Genomic DNA, 22,176 nt, shown 5'->3' on the forward strand with positions numbered 1-22,176 from the left:
GAGTCTAGTCCCCGCGCCCCGATACCCCCTGGGGTGTGGTCGTGCGCAGCACCGCGAAGGACTCGCCGTCCAGCGCGGTGGCGCTGGCCCCGACCCGCGGGCTGCCCCAGGCGTAGACCAGCTCGCCGGTGACCGGGACCGCGACCGAGTCCGGGCCGAAGTTGCCGGCGATCGCCAGCGCGCCGCGATGCAGCACCAGCCAGCGGGCGTCCTCGTCGTAGTCCACCCGGATCCGGTCCAGCCGGAAGTCGGCCAGGTCCTCCTCGGTGTGGCGCAGCGCGATCAGGTCCCGGTACAGCGCCAGCATCCGGGCGTGCTCGCGGGTGCCCGGCTCGGCCCAGTCCAGCTTGGAGTCGACAAAGGTCTGCCGGTCCTGCGGGTCGGGGATCTGCTCGGCGTCCCAGCCGTGTTCGGCGAACTCGGCGCGCCGGCCGGCCCGGGTGGCCTCGGCCAGCTCCGGCTCGGGGTGCGAGCTGAAGAACCGGAACGGGGTGCGCGCCGCCCACTCCTCGCCCATGAACAGCATCGCGGTGAACGGGCTGAGCAGTGCCAGCGCCGCGCTGAGCGCGAGCTGGCCGGCGCTCAGGTAGTCGCTGGGCCGGTCCCCGGTGGCCCGGTTGCCGATCTGGTCGTGGGTGCAGGTGTAGGCCAGCAGCCGGTGCCCGGGGATCGCGGCGGTGTCCAGCGGGCGGCCGTGCCGGCGTCTGCGGAACGACGAGTAGGTGCCGGCGTGGAAGAAGCCGTGCCGCAGGGTGCGGGCCAGGGTCTCCAGCGAACCGAAATCCCGGTAGTAGCCCTGCCGTTCGCCGGAGACGGCGGTGTGCAGCGCGTGGTGGATGTCGTCGTCCCACTGCGCGGTCAGCCCGTAGCCGCCGTCGGCCCGCGGGGTGATCAGCCGCGGGTCGTTGCGGTCGCTCTCGGCGATCAGCGTCAGCGGTCGGCCCAATTGCGCTGCCAGTTCGTCGGTTTCGGTGGCCAGCTCCTCCAGGATGTGCACCGCGGTGGTGTCGATCATGGCGTGCACGGCGTCCAGCCGCAGGCCGTCGAGGCCGAAGTCGCGCATCCAGCGCAGCGCGCAGTCCAGGATGTGGGCGCGCACCGGATCGGAGTTCTCCTCGGCGATGTTGATCCCGGCGCCCCACGGGTTGGAGCCCGCCGACTGGTACGGCCCGAACCGGGGCAGGTAGTTGCCGGACGGGCCGAGGTGGTTGAACACCACGTCCAGCAGCACCCCGAGGCCGCGGCGGTGGGCGGCCCGGACGAACCGGATCAGCGCGTCGGGGCCGCCGTAGGGCTCGTGCACGGCGTACCAGCCGACCCCGTCGTAGCCCCAGCCGTGCGGGCCGGAGAACGCGTTGACCGGCATCAGCTCGACGAAGTCGACCCCGAGATCGACCAGGTGGTCCAGCTTGTCGATGGCGGCGTCGAGGGTCCCGGCGGCGGTGAAGGTGCCGATGTGCGCCTCGTAGATCACCGCGCCGGGCAGCGCCCGGCCGGCCCAGCCGGTCTCGGGCGCCGGCGGCGTCCACAGTTGGGAGCGCTGGTGCACGCCGTCGGGCTGGCGCGGGGAGCGCGGATCGGGCAGCACCACCGGGTCGTCGTCGAGCAGGAACCCGTAGCGGGCATCCCCGGCGGCGGGCACCGCGGTACGCCACCAGCCGTCCGGGCCGCGGTCCATCGGGTGCGCCACGCCGTCCAGGTCGAGCCGGACGACGCCGGGGGTGGGTGCCCAGACCGCGAACTCGCGTACCGGCTCAGCCATCGGCGCGCTCCAGCAGCGCGACCGGGTGCCCGGCCAGCAGCCGAGCGGCCCGCACCGTCCCGCTGTGCACACCACCGCCGATCAGGTCGGTCCAGCGTCCCGGCGGCAGCGTCAGGGTGGTGTCGCCCCAGCCGGTTTCGGCCAGCGCCACGGTCCACCGGGACACCGCGACGACGACGTCGTCGCCGCGGCCGAAGGCGACCAGGTGCCCGGCGCGCGGGCCGTCGGCGGGCAGCGGGCGGTAGTCGCCGGCGGTGAAGGTCGCGGGCCGCCGCCGGCGCAGCCGCAGCGCGGCGGCCACCACCGTCAGCTTCGGGTGGCTGCCGGCGGCCAGCGCGGCTCGGCGCGCCGGGTAGTCGACCGGGCGGCGATTGTCCGGGTCGACCAGGCTGTCCTCCCACAGCTCGGTGCCCTGGTACACGTCGGGCACCCCGGGGACGGTCAGCGCCAGCAGCTTCTGGCCCAGCGCGTCGGCGCGGGCGTGCGGTTCGAGCCGGGTGACCAGCTCGGTCAGGCCGGCGGCCACCGGGCCGTCCAGCACGGCGTCGAGCCAGTCGTGCACGGCGGCCTCGAAGTCGGGGTCGGGGTCGATCCAGTTGGTGTGGGTGCCGGCCTCCCGGATGGCCTTCTCGGCGTAGCCGTGCAGCCGGGCGCGCAGCTCGCCGGTCACCCGGCCGTCGGCCGGCCACACCCCGAGGATGTTCTGCAGCAGGAACAGCCCGGTCGCGGGGTCCGGGGCCGGGGCGCAGCGCTGCCAGTGCGCGACCGCTTCGGCCCAGCGTTCGGGCAGCTGGGACAGCACCCCGATCCGGGCCCGGACGTCCTCGCCGCGCTTGGTGTCGTGGGTGGTCAGCGTGGTCATGGTGGCCGGCCAGTGCGCGGCCCGCATCGCGGCGGCGCGGTGAAACTCCGCGGCGCTGACCCCGAACCGGTCCGGCTCGCCGCCCACCTCGTTGAGCGACACCAGCCGCGGATCGCGGTAGAACAGGCAGTCCTCGAACGCCTTGGCGGTGACCGCGCCGCACAACTGCTGGAACCGCTGGGCCGGGTCGCGGTGGGTCAGCGCCGCCGACACCAGGGTCAGCGGCTCGGCCAGCTCCGGGTGCGCGGCGGCGGTGTCGGCCAGCGCGGTGCCCAGCAGCGCCGACAGCCCGGCGTAGTCGCAGCGGTACACCCCGATCCGGCACAGCAGCGCCACGATCGCCGCGGGCAGCCGGTCGTGGTCGCGCCCGGTCGCCGCGACCATCACCCGGCGCAGCCGGGCCAGCTCGGGGGCCAGGGTGTCGGTCGCGGCGGCGGTCTTGCCGGCGATCAGCAGCGCCGCCGCGCCGTCCGGGTCGAAGCCGGCGGCCCGGGACAGCGCGGTCAGCCCGGCCGCGCCGGCCGGGTCGACGAACAGCCCGCCGATCTCGCGCAGCACGTCATAACCGGTGCTGCCGTCGATCGGCAGCGTCGGCTCCAGCGCCTCGCCGACGGCCAGCACCTTCTCGATCACCAGGTAGGCGTCCGGCCCGATCAGCGCCCGCAGCCGGTCCAGGTAGCCGGCCGGGTCGGCCAGTCCGTCGGGGTGGTCGATCCGCAGGCCGTCGACCAGGCCGTCGTCGAACCAGCTGCGTACCTGCGCGTGGCTGGCGGCGAACACCGCGTCGTCCTGCTGACGCAGCCCGGCCAGCGAGGTGATGGAGAAGAACCGCCGGTACCCGCAGCGCCCGCCGCGCCAGCCGACCAGCCGGTAGTGCTGCCGATCGTGCACCGCCGCGCCGCTGCCGGCCGCGGTGCCCGGTGCGATCGGGAAGACCAGATCGCCCAGGACCAGGGTGTCCCCGTCGACCCGCAGCGCCGCGGTGTCGGCGTCGGCGCCCAGCACCGGCAACACGATCCGGCGCTCCGGGTCCGCCGCCCAGTCGATGTCGAAGAACCCGGCGTAGCGCGAGGCCGCGCCGTGGGTCAGCACATCCCACCACCACCGATTGTGCCGCGGGCTTTGCACCCCAACGTGATTGGGCACGATGTCGACGATCAGGCCGATGCCGCGGGCCCGGGCCGCCGCCGACAGCCGGACCAGCCCGTCGCGGCCGCCGAGCTCGGCCGAGACGGTGCTCGGGTCGACGACGTCGTAGCCGTGCGCCGAACCCGGCAGCGCCGTCAGGATCGGCGAGAGGTACAGGTGTGAGACACCGAGGTCGTCGAGGTAGTCCAGCAGCGCCTCGGCCTCGGCGAAGCCGAACCGTGCCCCGGAGGCCGGGCCGCGCAACTGCAGCCGGTAGGTGGACAGCACCGTCACCGCGCTCACCCGGTCCGCTGCAGCACGACGACCGAACGTCCGGTCAGGGTAAAGGATTCGCCGGCGCTGACCACCAGTTCACTGTGCCCGGTCGGCACTGCGGTGTCGAGCACCGCCGTCCACTGCCGAGCGAAGCCGTGGTTGGGGGTGATCACCTCGATGTCGGCCATGTGGGCGTTGAAGCACAGCAGAAACGAGTCGTCGACGATCCGCTCGCCGCGATTGTTGGGTTCGGCGATCGCCTCGCCGTTGAGGTACACCGTCACGCTCTTGAAGCCGGAATACCAGTCGTCGTCGGTCATTTCGATGCCGTCGCGGGTCAGCCAGACGATGTCGCGGATCTGCTCCCCGCGCCGCACCGGCTTGCCGTCGAAGAACCGGCGGCGCCGGAACACCGGATGCTTGCGCCGCAATCGCGTTGCGCGACGGACGAATTCGACCAGGTCGGCGTTGCTGGTCAGCATCGACCAGTCCATCCAGGACAGCGGCGAGTCCTGGCAGTAGGCGTTGTTGTTGCCGCGCTGGGTGCGGCCGAACTCGTCGCCGTGGCTGATCATCGGGGTGCCCTGGCTGACCATCAGGGTGGCCAGCATCGCCCGCATCTGCCGGCCCCGCAACTGAAGAATCTCCGGGTCGTCGGTGGGGCCCTCCACCCCGCAGTTCCACGACCGGTTGTCGTTCTCGCCGTCGCGATTGTGCTCGCCGTTGGCCTCGTTGTGCTTCTCGTTGTAGGACACCAGGTCGGCCAGGGTGAAGCCGTCGTGGGCGGTGATGAAGTTGATGCTGGCGCTGGGCCGCCGGCCGGTCTCCTCGTAGAGGTCCGAGGAGCCGGTGAGCCGGGAGGCGAACTCGCCGAGGGTGGCCGGCTGGCCGCGCCAGTAGTCGCGCACCGTGTCACGGTACTTGCCGTTCCATTCGGTCCACTGCGGCGGGAAGTTGCCGACCTGGTAGCCGCCCTCGCCGATGTCCCACGGCTCGGCGATCAGCTTGACCTGGCTGACCACCGGATCCTGCTGCACCAGGTCGAAGAAGGCGCTGAGCCGGTCCACGTCGTAGAACTCCCGGGCCAGGGTGGCGGCCAGGTCGAACCGGAACCCGTCGACGTGCATGTCGAGCACCCAGTAGCGCAGCGAGTCCATGATCAGCTGCAGGGTGTGCGGGTGCCGGGCGTTGAGGCTGTTGCCGGTGCCGGTGAAGTCCTTGTACAGCCGGTTGTCGTCGTCGCGCAACCGGTAGTAGGCGGCGTTGTCGATGCCGCGGAAGTTGATCGTCGGCCCCAGGTGGTCGGACTCGGCGGTGTGGTTGTAGACCACGTCGAGGATCACCTCGATGCCGGCCTGGTGCAGCGCCTTGACCATGGTCTTGAACTCGGCGACCGCGCCGCCGGCGTTGCGGGTGGCGGCGTACTGGAAGTGCGGGGCGAAGAACCCAACGGTGTTGTAGCCCCAGTAGTTTCGCAGCCCGAGGTTCAGCAGCCGGTGATCGTGCAGGAACTGGTGCACCGGCATCAGCTCGACGGCGGTGATGCCGAGGGACAGCAGGTGGTCGATGGCCGCCGGATGCGCCATCCCGGCGTAGGTGCCGCGCAGTTCCGGCGGGATGCCCGGATGGGTCTGCGTCATGCCCTTGACGTGCGTCTCGTAGATGATCGTCTCGTGGTAGGGGGTGCGCGGTGCCCGGTCGTTGTCCCAGTCGAAGTACGGGTTGATCACCACGCTGGTCATGGTGTGCCCGAGCGAATCCACCCGCGGCGGCACCCCGCCGGAGGCCGGGTCCTCGGCGTTCAGGTCATAGGAGTACAGCGCCTGGGTGAAGTCGAAGTCGCCGTGGAAGGACTTGCCGTACGGGTCGGCCAGCAGCTTGGAGGCGTCGCAGCGCAGCCCGGCCGCCGGATCCCACGGGCCGTGCACCCGGAACCCGTAGCGCTGCCCGGGGGTGATGGTCGGCAGGTAGGCGTGCCAGACGTAGCCGTCGACCTCGTCGAGCTCCACCCGGATCTCGCCGCCGTCGCGGCCGATCAGGCACAGCTCAACCCGTTCGGCCACCTCGGAGAACAGCGAAAAGTTGGTGCCCGCACCGTCGTAGCTGGCGCCAAGGGGGTACGGCGAACCGGGCCACACCGAGGTGATGCCGCGATGACTGCGGTCCTGGTCGGTGCCGACCGCCAGGGTGCCCGGCGAGCTGGGGTGCGGGCTGGTCGTCATGACCGGCAAGCCTATCGCCGGTCACCACCAATTGGTGGCGGCGCCGATCTGTCGGCCGAGCTCGTCGGTCATCGAGCGCATGTAGGTCGAGGTGAAGTGGTGCGAGTCGTGGAAGATCAGCACGTTGCCCTCGACCGCCCGGCACTCGTCCGGCCGGCACACCGCGTCGCTCATATCCAGCGGCTTGAGCAGCGGGAACCGGGTCAGGTAGGCCAGCGTCGGGTTGGTCTCGGCGAGCACCACATCGCGTTTCATGCCGCAGGACTGGGCGTCGCCGCCGCCGGCCAGGCAGTCCCGCGGGATGTAGGGGTTGCCGTTCTTGACGAACCACGGGGTGTCGCGCATCGCCAGCACCGGGATGTTGGCGCGATCCAGGATCTCCCAGATGCCCAGGTAGCCCGAGGGCATCACGTCGCCGGGCTTGATGTTCCACGGCCGGGTCGAGGTGGTGAACACGTAGTCCGGGTCGTCGGCGACCAGCTGATCCATCACCTTGTCCACCCACTGCCGGCACAGCGGGTAGGGGGCGTTGTTGCCCATGATCTTGGGCACCGGCTCGGTGGTCAGCGCGCAGCCCATCTTCAGGTAGGTGACGACCTGGAAGTGGTGCTCCTTGCCGAGCAGGTCCAGCGCGGTGATCCAGTGCTCGGCGTGCGAGCCGCCGGCCAGCGCGATCACCCGGGTGGCGTTCGGGTCGCCGTAGACGCACTTGAGGATCTCGGCGTTCTTGAAGTCGCTGATGCAGCCCGCGTCGGTGCTGGCGGGCAGGTCCTTCTCGGCCTCCAGCACGGTCGGGCGCATCGGCACGTTGGGCACCCGGGCGCCGTCGATCAGGGCCCGGGCCCCGGGGTAGTCCCGCGGGCTGAGCGAGGCGAGTTCGCGGCCGTCGGCCCGTTCGGCGGACACCTGCTGGCGCCAGCCGAACGCGGCGGTCAGCAGCGCCACCAGCATCAGCACCACCACGGTGCTCACGATCGAGGTGCGCCCGAACACCCGCCGCCACCACCGGGTCGGCCGGTCGGCGGGCGGGTCGGCCGGGCCGACCTGGTGGCGCAGCGGCTCCTCGACGTAGCGCATGGTCAGGTAGGCCAGCCCGCCGGAGACCAGCAGGATCGCCGCGCCGTCGAGCAGCCCGGCGTGCGCGTTGCCGGAATAGACCAGCCAGAAGATCAGCAGCGGCCAGTGCCACAGGTACAGCGAGTAGGCCATCGAGCCGAGGGTGACCAGCGGAGACCAGGCCAGCATCCGGCTCGGCAGCGGCATCCGGTTGCGAGTGCGCGGATGGGACTGCCGGTTGGCGGCGGCCAGGATCATCAGCACCGTCGCGCCGACCGGCACCAGCGCCCACGGGCCGGGGAACTCGTTGACGCCGTCGATCCACAGTCCGGAGGTCAGGATCAGCGCCATCGCGACGGTGCCGGCCAGCGTCCGCAGCCACATCGGCCAGCGCACCAGCGGCACCAGTGCCCCGGCCAGGGCGCCGGCCAGCAGCTCCCAGGCCCGGGCGAAGCTGTCGTAGTAGGCGACGGTCTGGTCGGCCTGGTGGGCGAAGATGGCGTAGACGAACGAGGCCACGGTCAGGGCGGCGACCAGCACCACGAAGAAGCCGCGCAGCCGGCGGCCCAGCGGCCGGCGCAGCAGCACCGCCAGCCCCATGATCAGGGCCAGCAGGGTCAGGTAGAACTGGCCCTGCACCGACATCGACCAGATGTGTTGCAGCGGGCTGACCGAATCCCCGGCGCGCAGGTAGTCCGAGGCGGTGTTGGCCAGCTCCCAGTTCTGGTAGTAGCCCAGGCTGGCCAGGGTCTGGTCTGCGAAGGTTTCCCAGCGGGTCTGCGGCTGGATCAGCACGGTCAGGATGGCGGTGCCGAACAGCACCACGATCAGCGCGGGCAGCAGCCGGCGGAGCAGTCGGTGGATCTGGTGCACCGGCCGCAGCGCCGCGGCCGGGTTCAGCGCGTTGCGCAGCAGCTTGCCGCCGAAGAAGAACCCGGACAGCACCAGGAACACGTCGACGCCGCCGGACACCCGGCCGAACCAGACGTGGAAGACGGCGACCATCGCGATGGCCACGCCGCGCAGGCCATCGAGATCGTGTCGGTAGAAGCCCGCTTTCCGGGTGCCCATCGCGACGGGGGCGACGGGTTCGGCAACGGTGACGCGGACCGGCCGAACAGCGGTGAGGATAGCCATGGTCGCCAGATAGGGTACCTAACTTTGCTGATAGTCCTCGAATCGCGGAATTTCCCCGGGCCGCCGCAGCCCTTAGGGTGACTGCTCGTGGCCTTGACCCCGAGCGAGATTTCCGCGATCGACGCCGCGCACATCTGGCACCCGTACGCCCGGATCGGCCCGGACGCGCCGGCCCCGCTGGTGGTGACCGGCGCCCGCGGCGCGGAGCTCACCCTGGTGCACGACGGCACCGAGATCACCGCGCTGGACGCGATGGCGTCGTGGTGGACGGCCGTGCACGGGCACGGGCACCCGGTGCTCGACGCCGCGATGACCCGCCAGCTCGGGGTGCTCAACCACGTGATGTTCGGCGGGCTGACCCACGAGCCGGCCGCCCGGCTGGCCGAACTGCTGGTGGCGATCACCCCGGAGCCGCTGCAGACGGTGTTCTTCTCCGACTCCGGTTCGGTGTCGGTGGAGGTCGCGGTGAAGATGGCGCTGCAGTACCAGCGCGCGATCGGCCGCCCACAGCGGCACCGGCTGATGACCTGGCGCGGCGGCTACCACGGCGACACCTTCACCCCGATGAGCGTGTGCGATCCCGACGGCGGCATGCACACCATGTGGAATGCCGGCGAGCACGCGCTGCTGGCCAGCCAGATCTTCGCCCCGGCGGTGCCGGCCGGCTACCACCGGGACTACAGCGCCGCGTTCGAGGCGCAGCTGGCCGCGCACGCCGACCAGGTCGCCGCGGTCATCGTCGAGCCGGTGGTGCAGGGCGCCGGCGGCATGCGGTTCCACGACCCGCGCTACCTGGCCGATCTGCGCGCGGCCTGTGACCGGCACGGCGCGCTGCTGATCTTCGACGAGATCGCCACCGGATTCGGCCGCACCGGGGAGCTGTTCGCCGCCGATCACGCCGGCGTCAGCCCGGACATCATGTGCGTCGGCAAGGCGCTGACCGGCGGCTACGTCACCCTGGCCGGCACCCTGTGCACCCGGGAGGTGGCCGCCGCGATCAGCGACTCGGCCGACGGGGCGCTGATGCACGGGCCGACGTTCATGGCCAACCCGCTGGCCTGCGCGGTGTCGGTGGCCAGCGTCGAGGTGCTGCTGGCCCAGGACTGGCGGGCCCGGGTCGCCGAGATCGGCGACGGGCTGCGGGCCGGGCTGGCCGAGCTGGCCGGCGATCCGGCGGTCGCCGACGTGCGGGTGCTCGGCGCGATCGGGGTGGTCGAGCTGCACCGGCCGGTCGACCTGCCCGCGGCCACCCGGGCCGCGCTGACGCACGGGGTGTGGCTGCGGCCGTTCCGCAACCTGATCTACGTGATGCCGCCGTTCATCTGCACGCCCGCCCAGGTCGCGGCGATCACCGCGGGGATGGCGGCCGCGGTCCGGGCGCACCGGTGAGCTAACCTGAACAGCGTTCAATTGGAGGGAGTCACCGCGTGACGCGCGCCGCCGTATCGCCGCTGTCCTGGCTCGATGACGTCGAGCGGGACCGCCGCGCGGCCAGCCTGCGCCGCGGCCTGCGCACCCGCGAGGCCGTCGAGGCCGACCTGGACCTGGCCCGCAACGACTACCTCGGGCTGGCCGATCACCCCGCCGTGGCCGCCGGTGCCGTCGCGGCCGTCCAGACCTGGGGGACCGGCTCCACCGGGTCGCGGCTGGTGACCGGAAACACCGCCCTGCATGAGGAGCTGGAGACCGAACTCGCCGGCTTCCTCGGCGCCGCCTCGGCGCTGGTGTTCTCCTCCGGCTACACCGCCAACCTCGGCGCCGTCGTCGCGCTGTCCGGCCCGGACTGCCTGCTGGTCTCCGACGAGCTCAACCACGCCTCGCTGGTCGACGGCTGCCGGCTGTCGCGCTCGGCGGTGACGATCGCCGGGCACTGCGACGTCGACGCGGTGGCGGCGGCGCTGGCCGCCCGGACCCAGCCGCGCGCGGTGGTGCTGACCGAGTCGGTGTTCTCCACCGACGGCGGGCTGGCCCCGCTGGCCGAGCTGCACGCGACCTGCCGCAGGCACGGCGCCCTGCTGATCGTTGACGAGGCGCACGGGCTCGGGGTGCGCGGCGACGGCGGCCGCGGGCTGGTGCACGAGCTTGGCCTGGCCGGTGCACCCGACATCGTCATCACCGCCACGCTGTCCAAGGCGCTGGGCAGTCAGGGCGGGGTGGTGCTCGGCCCGGCGCCGGTGCGCGCCCACCTGATCGACGCCGCCCGGACCTTCATCTTCGACACCGGCCTGAACCCGGCGGCGGTCGGCGCGGCGCTGGCCGCGCTGCGGCTGCTGGCCGCCGAGCCCGCCCTGGCCAGCGCGGTGCTCGACAACGCCGCCGCGCTGGCCCGGGCCTGCGGCCAGCAGCGGCGGCCCGAGTCGGCGGTGGTGTCGGTGATCCTCGGCGCCCCCGACGTCGCGCTGGCCGCCGCCGCGGCCTGCCTGGACCGCGGCGTGCGGGTCGGGGTGTTCCGGCCGCCGACGGTGCCCGAGGGCACCTCCCGGCTGCGGCTGACCGCCCGGGCCTCGCTGACGCCCGCCGAGCTCGATCTGGCCGCCCGGGTGCTGGCCGAGGTGCTCGCCGGTTCATGAGCGTGCTGTTCATCACCGGCACCGGCACCGGTATCGGCAAGACCGTCGCGACCGCGGCGCTGGCGGCTGCCGCCGGAGCCGCCGGGCTGGGCGTCTCGGTGTGCAAGCCGGTGCAGACCGGCGTCGCCGACGGCGACGACGACCTGGCCGAGGTCACCCGGCTGGCCGGGGTACGCGCGGTGCACCCTGGGTTCGGCTATCCGCTGCCGCTGTCCCCGGCCGCCGCGTCGGCGGCCGCCGGCCGCCCGATGCCGACCCGCGCCGAGCTGCGTGCGCTGATCGAATCCGCCGACACCGGCGGCCTGACCCTGGTGGAGGGTGCCGGGGGACTGCTGGTCGAGCTGGCCGACGACGGCGCCACCATCGCCGAGCTGGCCGGCGACCTGGGCGCACCGGTGCTCGTCGTCGTCGCGCCCGGGCTCGGCACGCTCAACCACACCGCGCTGACCCTGGAGGCGCTGCAGCGCCGCGGGCTGGCCTGCGCCGGGCTGATCATCGGGTCCTGGCCGGCGCGCCCGGGCGCCGCCGCGGAGTCCAACCGGATCGAGCTGGCCCGGCTGGCGCCGCTGCGCGCGGTGCTGCCGGAGCGGGCCGGCGCGCTGGGCCGCGCGGAGTTCACCGCGCAGGCCACCGCCGCCGTCGACGCCGACTGGCTCAGCGCGCTGGCGACACCGGCGCGCTGACGTCGGCGGCCAGCCCGGCGATCAGCAGCCGCAGCCCGAAGCCGAACGCGGCGCCGGCATCGACGTGCAGCATGGATTGCTGCTCGGGCAGCGCGCCGACGGCGTCCCACTGCAGCCGGGACTGTTCGTCGGCGGTGAAGCCCAGCACGTAGTGCACGATGGTGCGGGCGGCCAGGGTGCGCTGCGGCGCCGGCACTCCCGCGGCGCCGGCGGCCTCGGTCAGCTGCCCCAGCAGTTCCTCGATCACCCGGGATTGGCCGGCGGCGAAGCTGGCCGACACCAGCTCGGCGCCGTCGGTGTGCGACAGCAGCGCGTCGCGCAGCCCGGTGGCCACCGCGGTGATCCGGGCCGGCCAGTCACCGGCCGGCGGCGTCGCGGCCGCCGGGGCGAGCACCCGGTCGGCGACCGCCCCGAGCAGCTGCTGCTTGCTGGCGAAATGCCAATACAGCGCGCCGGCGGTGACGTCGAGTTCGCGGGCCAGTCGGCGCATGGTCAGGTCCGCGAGGCCGTAGGCGTCCAGGATGCCGGCGGCCGTGGCGATGATGCCGGCCCGGTCATGGGGGTCTCGTTTGTGCGGCGGCACGACGCTAGCCTAACCTGAACACCGTTCAAGACGATCAGGAGGACATCGGGTGACGCAGGCAGCGACCGACGTGCTGGGCCTGGCCCGGGAGCAGGTGCTCGAGCGGGGCGAGGGACTCGACAAGGACCAGGTGCTGCAGGTGCTGCAGCTGCCCGACGACCGGCTCGAAGACCTGCTGGCGCTGGCCCACGAGGTCCGGATGCGCTGGTGCGGCCCGGAGGTCGAGGTCGAGGGCATCATCAGCCTCAAGACCGGCGGCTGCCCGGAGGACTGCCACTTCTGTTCGCAGTCCGGCCTGTTCGCCTCCCCGGTGCGCAGCGCCTGGCTGGACATTCCCAGCCTGGTCGAGGCCGCCAAGCAGACCGCCAAGTCCGGCGCCACCGAGTTCTGCATCGTCGCCGCGGTCCGCGGTCCGGACGAGCGGCTGCTGGCCCAGGTCGCCGCGGGCATCGAGGCGATCCGCAACGAGGTCGACATCCAGATCGCCTGCTCGCTGGGCATGCTGACCCAGGAGCAGGTCGACCAGCTCGCGGCGATGGGCGTGCACCGCTACAACCACAACCTGGAGACCGCCCGGTCGCATTTCCCGAACGTCGTGACCACCCACACCTGGGAGGAGCGCTGGGACACCCTGAACATGGTCGCCGAGGCGGGCATGGAGGTGTGCTGCGGCGGCATCCTCGGGATGGGCGAGACCCTCGAGCAGCGCGCCGAGTTCGCCGCCGACCTGGCCGCGCTGAACCCGCACGAGGTGCCGCTGAACTTCCTCAACCCGCGTCCGGGCACCCCGTTCGGGGACCTGGAGGTGCTGCCGGCTGCCGAGGCGCTCAAGGCCGTCGCCGCGTTCCGGCTGGCGCTGCCCCGGACCATGCTGCGCTTTGCCGGCGGCCGCGAGATCACCCTCGGTGACCTGGGCGCCAAGCAGGGCATCCTCGGTGGCATCAACGCCGTCATCGTCGGCAACTACCTGACCACCCTGGGCCGGCCGGCCGAGTCGGATCTGCAGTTGCTCGACGACCTGCAGATGCCGCTCAAGGCCCTCAACGCCACCCTGTGACGACCGAACAGCTGCCGGAGATCGTCGGCGCCGGAAAGTTCAACGTCTACACCGGTATTGGCACCGACAGCGCGGCCGGCGCCGCGGTGCCCACGGCCGCGCAGCTGGGCCTGGAGGCGCCGCGGTTCTGCGCGGCGTGCGGCCGCCGGATGATCGTGCAGATCCGGCCCGACGGCTGGTGGGCCAAGTGCTCGCGGCACGGGCTGGCCGATTCCACCGAGCTCGATTCGCGCCGCTGAGCGTCGACCGCGGTCTACTGTTGCCGGGAAACCAGCACGGGAGGCGGCATGAAAGCCCGGGATCCTTGGTCCGGCAGCGGCGTTCGGCGAACGCTGGTGCTGCTCGTCGCGGTGCTGATCGCCGGGACCGGTTTGCTGACCGTCAGCGCCCCGCGCGCCGCGGCCGACGGTGCGCACTACGTCATCGCGACCGATATCACCTTCGCCCCGTTTGAGTTTCAGGACGACCGCGGCGACTACGTCGGCATCGACATGGACCTGATCCGGGCCATCGCCGAGGATCAGGGCTTCACCGTCGACATCAAGCCGCTGGGTTTTGACGCCGCGCTGCAGGCCGTGCAGGCCAACCAGGCCGACGTGGTGATGGCCGGGATGTCCATCACCGACGAACGCCGGCGGGTGTTCGACTTCTCCGACCCGTACTTCGAATCCGGCGTCCAGATGGCGGTGCTGGCCACCAACACCGACATCGGCTCCTATGCGGACCTGCGCGGCAGGCGGGTCGCGGTCAAGAACGGCACCGAGGGTGCGGCGTTCGCCGAATTCATCCGGGACCGCTACGGGTTTTCCACGGTGTCCTTCGCCGACTCGGCCTCGATGTACGACGAGGTGCGCACCGGCAACTCGGTGGCGATCTTCGACGACTACCCGGTGCTCAACTATGGCATTGCCCAGGGCAACGGGTTCAAGACGGTGACCCCGAAGGAGGCCGGCAACAGCTACGGGGTCGCGGTCAACAAGGGCCGCAACGCCGAATTCCTCACCGCGTTCAACGCCGGCCTGCGCAACCTGAAGGACTCCGGCGGCTACGACGAGATCGTCGAGCGCTACCTGGGCGCCGGCGCGGGTGCCGCCGACAACACCTTCCTCGGCCTGCTGACCAGCACGTTCCCGCTGCTGATGGCGGGCCTGAAGATGACGCTGATCCTGACGGTGGTGTCCATCGTGATCGCGTTGGCGCTCGGGGTGCTGTTCGGGCTGATGCGGGTGTCCCGGTCGATCTGGCTGCGCGCCATCGGCACCGTCTACGTCGACGTCTTCCGCGGCACCCCGCTGCTGGTGCAGGCCTTCTTCATCTACTTCGGCATTCCCACCGCGATGGGCATCCAGATGACGGCGATGACCGCAGGCATCATCACGCTGTCGCTCAACGCCGGCGCGTACATGACCGAGATCGTCCGCGGCGGCATCCAGGCGGTGGATTCCGGCCAAATGGAGGCGGCCCGCAGCCTGGGCATCGGCTACCTGCCGACGATGCGCAAAGTCATTCTGCCGCAGGCCATCCGGACCATGGTCCCGTCGTACATCAACCAGTTCGTGATCACCCTGAAGGACACCTCGATCCTGTCGGTGATCGGCATCGCCGAACTGACCCAGACCGGGCGGATCATCATCGCGCGCAACTTCCAGTCGTTCAACATGTGGCTGATCATCGGCATCATCTACTTCGTGGTGATCATCGCGCTGACCAAGTTCTCGGATCGAGTGGAAAAGAGGCTGGTGAAATGAGCCACCCGGGGCCCGCCACCGTTGCCGCCGAACCCGTCGTCAAGATTCGAATCGAGGGGCTGCGCAAGTGTTTCGGTGATCTGGTGGTGCTCGACGGCATCGACACCACCATCTCCGAGGGCGAGGTGGTCTGCGTCATCGGCCCGTCCGGCTCGGGCAAGTCGACCTTCCTGCGCTGCCTGAACAAGCTGGAGGAGAGCACCGCGGGCCGGGTCGTCGTCGACGAGTTCGACCTCACCGACCCGAGGGTGGACCTGGATCGGGTGCGTCAGCGGATCGGCATGGTGTTCCAGCATTTCAACCTGTTCCCGCACCTGAGCGTGCTCGACAATGTCACGCTCGCGCCCCGGCTGACCAAGAAGATGGATCGGGCCGGTGCCGAGGCGCGGGCGATGGAGTTGCTCGGCCAGGTCGGGTTGGCGCAGAAGGCTCAGGTGAAGCCGGGGACGCTGTCGGGCGGGCAGAAGCAGCGGGTGGCGATCGCCCGGGCGCTGGCGATGAGCCCGTCGGTGATGCTGTTTGACGAGGCCACCAGCGCGCTGGACCCGGAGATGGTCGGCGACGTGCTGGAGGTGCTGAGGACCCTGGCCGACGGCGGCATGACGATGGTGGTGGTCACCCACGAGATGGGCTTCGCCCGGGAGGTCGCCACCCGGGTGATCTTCATGGCGGACGGACACATCGTCGAACAGGGCCCGCCGCAGGACATCTTCGAGCGCCCCCAGCACCCGCGACTGCGGGAGTTTCTCTCGAAGGTGCTCTGAGCCAGGACACGAACACCCCGGGCCATACCGGTGAGTATCTCCGGGTCACCGGTAGGCTCCTGACGGTGATTCATCCCCCCGTCGACCACGTCCCGCCGGCTCCCCGGTACCCGCTGTCCCGCGCGGTGCTGCTGGTGATCGGCGTGCAGGCTCTCGTTGGGGCGCTGATCGGCGCCAAGTGGGCGTGGCTGGCCCCGCCGATCCACGGGGTGATCGCGTTGACCAAGAGCGGGGAGCGGGTGCATGTGCCGCTGGGCACCGAGGGCGATCACTTCTTCGTCGCCGCGGTGCTGATGCTCGGCATGGTCACGGTGTCGGCGGTGGTCGCCGCCGCGGCGGCCTGGCAGTGGCGGGCGCACCGCGGACCGCAGATGGTGGTGGCGCTGACCCTCGGGTCGGTCGCCGCCGCAGGGGCGGCCGCCGGCGTCGGTGCCGCGCTGGTGCGGTTGCGCTACGGAGTCCTGGACATCGCCGGTGCTCCGGTCAGCCCGGAGCACAAGCTGCACTATGTGACGCAGGCGCCCGCGGTGTTCTTCGGGCACTCCCCGGCCCAGATCGCCGCCACCATCCTGCTGCCGTCGGCGGCCGCGGCGCTGGTGTACGCGGTGTGCGCGGCGGCCTGCGTGCGCGAGGACCTCGGCGGCTACCCGCCCCAGCAGCGGGAATTGGCGCCGCTGCTGCCGACCGTCGGGGGCTGACTACAGCGGGTTGCGCTTGACGATCTGCCCGCCGACCATCCGCGCCAGCACCCCGCCCAGGCGCCACATGCCCGCGTAGGTCATCGGGTTGAGCAGCGTCGGCCAGGCGGTGCGGACCATGTTGTCGGTGACCGGGCGATCGTCGAACCGGTCGATCAGCCAGCGCAGCGCCATCGGCGCGGCCAGCGGATGCAGCAGCAGGTGTTCGCAGAGCTGATCGCGGTGATAGGCGATCTGCGCACCGCCCGCGCTGTAGGTGGCGGTCAGGGTGTCGATGCCCTCGACGGCGATGATCTGGTCGTGCACGGCCTGAATCACCAGCAGCGGCATGGTCGGGATGTTGTGGCCGAGCCGGATGTCGTCGAAGATCTGCGTCATCACCGGGGTGTCGAGCATCTCCTCGAGCGGGCAGTCGACCAGATCGTCCATGTCCTTGCGGAACATTGAGAGCACGGCCTGCACGGTGGACAGCTTCTCGATTCCGGCCAGCATCGCCTTGCCTGCGGCGTTGGCGTGGGTGTCGATCAGTGCCCGCAGCTCGGGGTAGACGTGGGTCAGCGCGGCGACGACGGTCGCGGGCAGCCCGGAGAACATGGTGCCGTTGAGCCGGCGGAACGTCATGCCCAGGTCGCCGACCGGGGAACCCAGCGCCGCGCCGACGATGTTGAGCTCGGGGGCGTAGTAGCCGGCCAGCTCGGCGGCCCAGCCGCTGGCCAGCCCGCCCCCGGAGTAGCCCCACAAGCCGATGGGGGCGTCCGGCGGCACCGCGGTGCGCTCGATCGCCAGGGTGGCGCGCAGCCCGTCGAGGACCCGGTAGCCGGGCTCGTTGGGGGCGCCCCAGCGGCCCTCGGAGCCCTCGTGGTCGGGCACCGAGATGATCCAGCCCTCGGCCAGGGCGGCGGCGATCATCAGGAAGTCGATGTGCACGACCGAGCCGAGCGAGGTGGCGTCACGGCGCAGCGCGGAGCCCTGCCGCAGCGCGTAGGACGGGAAACAGCGGTCGGCGACGGCGTCGATGGCGCATTGATAGGACAGCACCGGGGTGGGGTAGCGGGGGGCGCGCTGGGCGGGGATCAGCACGGTGGTCACCGCGGCCTCCGGCGCGCCGTGGCAGTCCTGGGTGCGGTACAGCAGCTGCACGGCGGTGATGGCCTGCGGAATCATCCCGAACAGCCCCAACCCGACGTCGCGGAACCGCAGCACGGTGCCGGGGGAGGCCAGGTCCAGGCCCTCCGGGGCCAGATAGAACGGGTCCTCCGACGGCAGCAGGGGCTTTCCGGTCGGGCGATCCCAGTGTTCGGCAGCACCGAGCCAGGCCGGGCATGGAACAAATTCGGCGACCGTCGTCATGGGGCTCCCTCCGAGTTCCGTTCATCGTTCCTTAAGAATCCCTTAAACACAAGTATCCTTATGTCCCGTGTCAGGCCGGCGGGCGCAGCGCCGCGGCCTCGTCGGTGACCCGCAGCCGGTCGTCGGTGAACCGGAACAGCGCGGCCGGGCGGCCCCCGGCGCGGCCGGGGGCGGCGGTGGTGCCGGTCCGGCTGATCACCCCGCGGCGGGTCAGCACGCGTTGCAGGTTGGTGGCGTCCACCTGGTAGCCCAGCGCGGCCTCGTACACCTCGCGCAGCGTCGACACCGCGAATTCCTTTGGCGCCAAGGCGAACCCGATGTTGGTGTAGGACAGCTTCGCGATCAGCCGGGCGTGCGCGTGCAGCACCATCGGATGGTGGTCAAAGGCCATCGGGGGCAGCTGGTCGACCGGCTGCCAGTGGGTGTCCGGCGGCAGTTCGGGCTGGGCCGGGGCGGGCACCAGGCCCAGGTAGGTCGAGGCGATGGTGCGCACGCCGGGCACTCGATGCGGGTCGGAGAAGATCGCCAGCTGCTCCAAGTGGGCAACCTCACGCAGGTCGACCTTCTCGGCCAGCTGCCGGCGCGCCGAGCTGGTGAGATCCTCGTTGTCGCGCAGACGGCCGCCGGGCAGCGCCCACGCGCCCCGTTCGGGGTCGAGGGCTCGTTCCCACAGCAGGACGCTGAGCTGCGGATTTTCCGATTCCAGGCCGCGAACCTGAAACACCACGGTGAGTACCTCGTGGGCGGTGCTAAACTGAACCATGTTTTCGATTGTAAGTCGAAAACCGCCATCGCCGAAAGGAACGGCCATGACCGTCACCGACAACGTCGACATCGACAGCCCGTTGGCCGGCGCCATCACCGAGACTGCGAGCGGGTACGGCGGCGTCGTGGGCGACGCCGCCTGGGCCGCCGAGATCCGTCGACTGGCCGACCTGCGCGGTGCCACCCTGCTGGCGCACAACTACCAGCTGCCGGCCATCCAGGACGTCGCCGACCACGTCGGGGACTCGCTGGCGCTGTCCCGAATCGCCGCCGAGGCACCCGAGGACACCATCGTGTTCTGCGGCGTGCACTTCATGGCCGAGACCGCCAAGATCCTGTCCCCGGACAAGACCGTGCTGATCCCGGACCAGCGGGCCGGCTGCTCGCTGGCCGACTCGATCACCGCCGAACAGCTGCGGGACTGGAAGGCCGAGTTCCCCGACGCCGCGGTGGTGTCCTACGTGAACACCACCGCCGCGGTGAAGGCGCTCACCGACATCTGCTGCACCTCCTCCAACGCCGTCGACGTGGTGGCCTCCATCGACCCCGACCGTGAGGTGCTGTTCTGCCCCGACCAGTTCCTCGGCGCGCACGTGCGCCGGATCACCGGCCGGACCAACATGCAGATCTGGGCCGGGGAGTGCCACGTGCACGCCGGCATCAACGGTGACGAGCTGGCCGACCAGGCCCGCAGCCACCCCGGCGCCGACCTGTTCGTGCACCCCGAATGCGGCTGCGCGACCTCCGCGCTGTACCTGGCCGGGGAGGGCGCGGTGCCCGCCGAGCAGGTCAAGATCCTGTCCACCGGCGGCATGCTGGACGCCGCCCGGGAAACCGGGGCGCGCCAGGTGCTGGTCGCCACCGAGGTCGGGATGCTGCACCAGCTGCGCCGCGCCGCCCCCGAGGTGGAGTTCCTGGCCGTCAACGACCGGGCGTCCTGTCCGTACATGAAGATGATCACCCCCGCCGCGCTGCTGCGCTGCCTGATCGAGGGCGCCGACGAGGTGGACGTCGACCCGGACACCGCCGCCCGGGCGCGGGCCAGCGTCACCCGGATGATCGGCATCGGGCAGCCCGGCGGCGGGGAATGACCGCGACCCCGGCCTGCGGGGGCATCGGGCGCTGGCAGCAGCGCGCCGACGTGGTGGTGATCGGGGTGGGGGTGGCCGGGCTGACCGCCGGGCTGGCCGCGCACCGGGCCGGCCGCAAGGTCGTGGTGCTGGCCAAGACCCGGCACGCCCCCGGGACCACCGCCACCCACTACGCCCAGGGCGGCATCGCGGTGGTGCTGCCCGGCACCGAGGACAGCGTGGCCGCGCACGTCGCCGACACCGTCGCCGCGGGCGCGGGCCTGTGCGACGAGGCCGCGGTGACCTCGATCGTCGCCGACGGCTACCGCGCGGTGGCCGACCTGGTGGGCGCCGGGGCGCACTTCGACACCGGCGCCGACGGCCACTGGTCGCTGACCCGGGAGGGCGGCCACCACCGCCGCCGGATCATCCACGCCGGCGGCGACGCCACCGGCGTCGAGGTGCAGCGCGCCCTCGACGAGGCCGCCGGGATCCTGGACATCCGGCCCCAGCACACCGCGATCGCGCTGCTGCGCGACGACGAGAAGATCACCGGCGTGCTGGTGGCGACCCCGGACGGCCCCGGCATCCTGCACGCCCCGTCGGTCATCCTGGCCACCGGCGGGCTCGGGCACCTCTACCGCGCCACCACCAACCCCGACGGTGCCACCGGCGACGGCGTCGCGCTGGCGCTGTGGGCCGGCGCCGAGGTGGCCGACCTGGAGTTCATTCAGTTCCACCCGACCATGCTGTTCGACGGCAGCGCCGGCGGGCGGCGGCCGCTGATCACCGAGGCGCTGCGCGGTGAGGGCGCGATCCTGCGCGACGCGGCCGGCGAGGCGATCATGGCCGGGGTGCACCCGATGGCCGACCTGGCGCCCCGCGACGTCGTTGCGGCCGCCGTCGACGCCCGGCTGCGCGCCACCGGCGCGGACTGCGCCTACCTGGACGCCCGCCGGGTGCCCGGCCTGGCCCGCCGCTTCCCGACCGTCACCGCCGCCTGCCGCGCCGCCGGCATCGACCCGGTGCGCCAGCCCATCCCGATCGTGCCGGGCGCGCACTACAGCTGCGGCGGGGTGCGCACCGACCCGCACGGCCGGACCACCCTGGCCGGGCTGTTCGCCGCCGGCGAGGTGGGCCGCACCGGCATGCACGGCGCCAACCGGCTGGCCTCCAACAGCCTGCTGGAGGGCCTGGTGGTGGGCGGTCGCGCCGGCGTGGCGGCCGCCGAGCACGCGCTGGCCACCGGCCCGACCCGGGCCCGCGCCGACGAGCCGGTCGCGCCGGTCGCGGTGGACCGCGCCGCGCTGCAGCGGGCGATGTCCACCGGCGCCTCGGTGCTGCGCGACGGCGCCGGGCTGGCCGGCATCGCCGCGCTGCTGGCCGGGGCGCGCCCGCTGCCGGTGACCGGCCGGCGCCGGTTCGAGAGCGCCGCGCTGACCGCGGTCGCCGACGCCGTCGTCACCGCCGCCGCGCGCCGCACCGAGAGCCGGGGCTGCCACCACCGCTCCGATGACCCGTCGAACGCTGCCCGGGAGGTGGCCTGATGCTTGCCGATTTCGAACTGGCCGAGGCGCGCGCGGTGATCCTGCGCGGCCTGGACGAGGACCTGCGTCACGGGCCCGACGTCACCACCCTGGCCACCGTCGGCCCGGACGCCCGCAGCACCGCCGCCATGGTGACCCGCGCCGAGGGGGTGGTGGCCGGCATCGACGTCGCGCTGCTGGTGCTCGACGAGGTGCTCGGCGCCGACGGCTACCGGGTGCTGGGCCGGGCCGACGACGGCGACCGGCTGTGCCCCGGCGAGCCGCTGCTGACCCTGGAGGCCCAGACCCGCGGCCTGCTGACCGCCGAGCGCACCATGCTCAACCTGGTCTGCCACCTGTCCGGCATCGCCACCGCCACCGCGGCCTGGGTCGACGCGGTGGAGGGCACCCGGGCCAAGATCCGCGACACCCGCAAGACCCTGCCCGGCCTGCGGGCCCTGCAGAAGTACGCGGTGCGGATCGGCGGCGGCGTCAACCACCGGATGGGCCTGGGCGACGCCGCGCTGATCAAGGACAACCATGTCGCCGCGGCCGGCTCGGTGGTCGCCGCCCTGCACGCGGTCCGCGCCTTCGCCCCCGACGTGCCGTGCGAGGTCGAGGTCGACTCGCTCGACCAGCTCGACGAGGTGCTCGGCGAGGACGTCCAGCTGATCCTGCTGGACAACTTCGCGGTGTGGGAGACCCAGATCGCCGTGCAGCGCCGGGACACCCGGGCCCCGCAGGTGGCGCTGGAGTCCTCCGGCGGGCTGAGCCTCGACGTCGCGGCCGGCTACGCGGCCACCGGGGTGGACTACCTGGCCATCGGCGCGCTCACCCACTCGGTGGGTGTGCTCGACGTCGGCCTGGATATGTAGCTCCGGTTTTTAATCCGCTGGACCGATCAGGGACAATAAGAGGC

General features: G+C 72.1%; 18 protein-coding genes. 11 read left to right on the top strand and 7 right to left on the bottom strand.

Annotated elements, in window-relative coordinates; translation table 11 throughout:
* Positions 1-4: 4 nt before the first annotated feature.
* Genes treZ through G6N10_RS03440 form a run of 4 tightly spaced genes read right to left on the bottom strand, consistent with a single transcriptional unit; the run spans position 5 to position 8,443 of the window.
* Positions 5-1,762 carry a malto-oligosyltrehalose trehalohydrolase gene (treZ, locus tag G6N10_RS03425; protein ID WP_085098573.1) on the bottom strand — a complete coding sequence of 586 codons (1,758 nt, stop codon included), beginning with the start codon at positions 1,760-1,762 and terminating at the stop codon, positions 5-7.
* A complete protein-coding gene (gene treY, locus G6N10_RS03430) occupies positions 1,755-4,046 on the bottom strand; it encodes a malto-oligosyltrehalose synthase (protein ID WP_085098576.1) in 2,292 nt (763 codons plus the stop codon). Before treY ends, treZ begins: the two co-directional genes overlap by 8 nt.
* Positions 4,047-4,051: 5 nt before the next feature.
* Positions 4,052-6,250, bottom strand: a complete 2,199-nt coding sequence (glgX, locus tag G6N10_RS03435; RefSeq protein WP_085098428.1) for a glycogen debranching protein GlgX — start codon at positions 6,248-6,250, stop codon at positions 4,052-4,054.
* A gap of 21 nt (positions 6,251-6,271) precedes the next feature.
* Complete coding sequence (locus G6N10_RS03440) at positions 6,272-8,443, bottom strand: acetyltransferase SucT (RefSeq protein ID WP_407663965.1); 2,172 nt, start codon at positions 8,441-8,443, stop codon at positions 6,272-6,274.
* Positions 8,444-8,530: 87 nt separating this feature from the next.
* On the opposite strand from G6N10_RS03440, the gene G6N10_RS03445 reads away from it, so the two are divergent.
* Genes G6N10_RS03445 through bioD form a run of 3 tightly spaced genes read left to right on the top strand, consistent with a single transcriptional unit; the run spans position 8,531 to position 11,696 of the window.
* Positions 8,531-9,832 (top strand): adenosylmethionine--8-amino-7-oxononanoate transaminase, encoded by a 1,302-nt coding sequence (locus tag G6N10_RS03445; protein WP_085098422.1) that lies wholly within the window; start codon positions 8,531-8,533, stop codon positions 9,830-9,832.
* A gap of 38 nt (positions 9,833-9,870) precedes the next feature.
* The gene (locus G6N10_RS03450; protein ID WP_085098419.1) at positions 9,871-11,013 is read left to right on the top strand and encodes an 8-amino-7-oxononanoate synthase; all 1,143 of its coding nucleotides are present in this window, start codon (positions 9,871-9,873) and stop codon (positions 11,011-11,013) included.
* Positions 11,010-11,696 (top strand): dethiobiotin synthase, encoded by a 687-nt coding sequence (bioD, locus tag G6N10_RS03455; protein WP_085098416.1) that lies wholly within the window; start codon positions 11,010-11,012, stop codon positions 11,694-11,696. The genes G6N10_RS03450 and bioD overlap by 4 nt, the downstream gene beginning before the upstream one ends.
* On the opposite strand, the gene G6N10_RS03460 is transcribed toward bioD, so the two are convergent.
* On the bottom strand, positions 11,668-12,279 hold the full coding sequence (locus G6N10_RS03460) for a TetR/AcrR family transcriptional regulator C-terminal domain-containing protein (protein WP_109750572.1): 612 nt from the start codon (positions 12,277-12,279) through the stop codon (positions 11,668-11,670). The genes bioD and G6N10_RS03460 overlap by 29 nt on opposite strands.
* Before the next feature lie 49 nt (positions 12,280-12,328).
* Between G6N10_RS03460 and bioB the strand changes: the two genes are divergently transcribed.
* The 5 genes from bioB (at position 12,329) to G6N10_RS03485 (ending at position 16,546) form a co-directional block, all read left to right on the top strand.
* On the top strand, positions 12,329-13,336 hold the full coding sequence (gene bioB, locus G6N10_RS03465) for a biotin synthase BioB (RefSeq protein WP_085098413.1): 1,008 nt from the start codon (positions 12,329-12,331) through the stop codon (positions 13,334-13,336).
* A complete protein-coding gene (gene bsaP, locus G6N10_RS03470; RefSeq protein WP_085098410.1) occupies positions 13,333-13,575 on the top strand; it encodes a biotin synthase auxiliary protein BsaP in 243 nt (80 codons plus the stop codon). Before bioB ends, bsaP begins: the two co-directional genes overlap by 4 nt.
* 48 nt (positions 13,576-13,623) lie before the next feature.
* On the top strand, positions 13,624-15,084 hold the full coding sequence (locus G6N10_RS03475) for an amino acid ABC transporter substrate-binding protein/permease (protein ID WP_179962810.1): 1,461 nt from the start codon (positions 13,624-13,626) through the stop codon (positions 15,082-15,084).
* Positions 15,081-15,848: an amino acid ABC transporter ATP-binding protein gene (locus tag G6N10_RS03480; protein WP_085098402.1), complete on the top strand. Its 768-nt coding sequence runs from the start codon at positions 15,081-15,083 to the stop codon at positions 15,846-15,848. Before G6N10_RS03475 ends, G6N10_RS03480 begins: the two co-directional genes overlap by 4 nt.
* 65 nt (positions 15,849-15,913) lie before the next feature.
* Complete coding sequence (locus G6N10_RS03485) at positions 15,914-16,546, top strand: DUF2567 domain-containing protein (protein ID WP_234810619.1); 633 nt, start codon at positions 15,914-15,916, stop codon at positions 16,544-16,546.
* Here G6N10_RS03485 and G6N10_RS03490 read toward each other — a convergent pair whose 3' ends face one another.
* Both G6N10_RS03490 and G6N10_RS03495 read right to left on the bottom strand, forming a co-directional pair.
* The gene (locus G6N10_RS03490) at positions 16,547-17,896 is read right to left on the bottom strand and encodes a lipase family protein (protein ID WP_085098399.1); all 1,350 of its coding nucleotides are present in this window, start codon (positions 17,894-17,896) and stop codon (positions 16,547-16,549) included.
* Positions 17,897-17,966: 70 nt separating this feature from the next.
* Positions 17,967-18,659, bottom strand: a complete 693-nt coding sequence (locus tag G6N10_RS03495; protein WP_085098396.1) for an NUDIX hydrolase — start codon at positions 18,657-18,659, stop codon at positions 17,967-17,969.
* 46 nt (positions 18,660-18,705) lie between these two features.
* On the opposite strand from G6N10_RS03495, the gene nadA reads away from it, so the two are divergent.
* From nadA to nadC, 3 genes are read left to right on the top strand one after another with little or no spacing between them, the layout of a single operon-like run.
* Positions 18,706-19,752 carry a quinolinate synthase NadA gene (gene nadA, locus G6N10_RS03500; protein ID WP_085098393.1) on the top strand — a complete coding sequence of 349 codons (1,047 nt, stop codon included), beginning with the start codon at positions 18,706-18,708 and terminating at the stop codon, positions 19,750-19,752.
* Positions 19,749-21,278, top strand: coding sequence for an L-aspartate oxidase (locus G6N10_RS03505; protein WP_085098390.1), 1,530 nt, complete (start codon positions 19,749-19,751; stop codon positions 21,276-21,278). Before nadA ends, G6N10_RS03505 begins: the two co-directional genes overlap by 4 nt.
* Positions 21,275-22,132 (top strand): carboxylating nicotinate-nucleotide diphosphorylase, encoded by an 858-nt coding sequence (nadC, locus tag G6N10_RS03510; RefSeq protein WP_109750571.1) that lies wholly within the window; start codon positions 21,275-21,277, stop codon positions 22,130-22,132. Before G6N10_RS03505 ends, nadC begins: the two co-directional genes overlap by 4 nt.
* Positions 22,133-22,176 lie beyond the last annotated feature (44 nt).

The organism is Mycolicibacterium fallax (genome assembly GCF_010726955.1).
GTDB classification, from domain to species: Bacteria; Actinomycetota; Actinomycetes; order Mycobacteriales; family Mycobacteriaceae; genus Mycobacterium; species Mycobacterium fallax.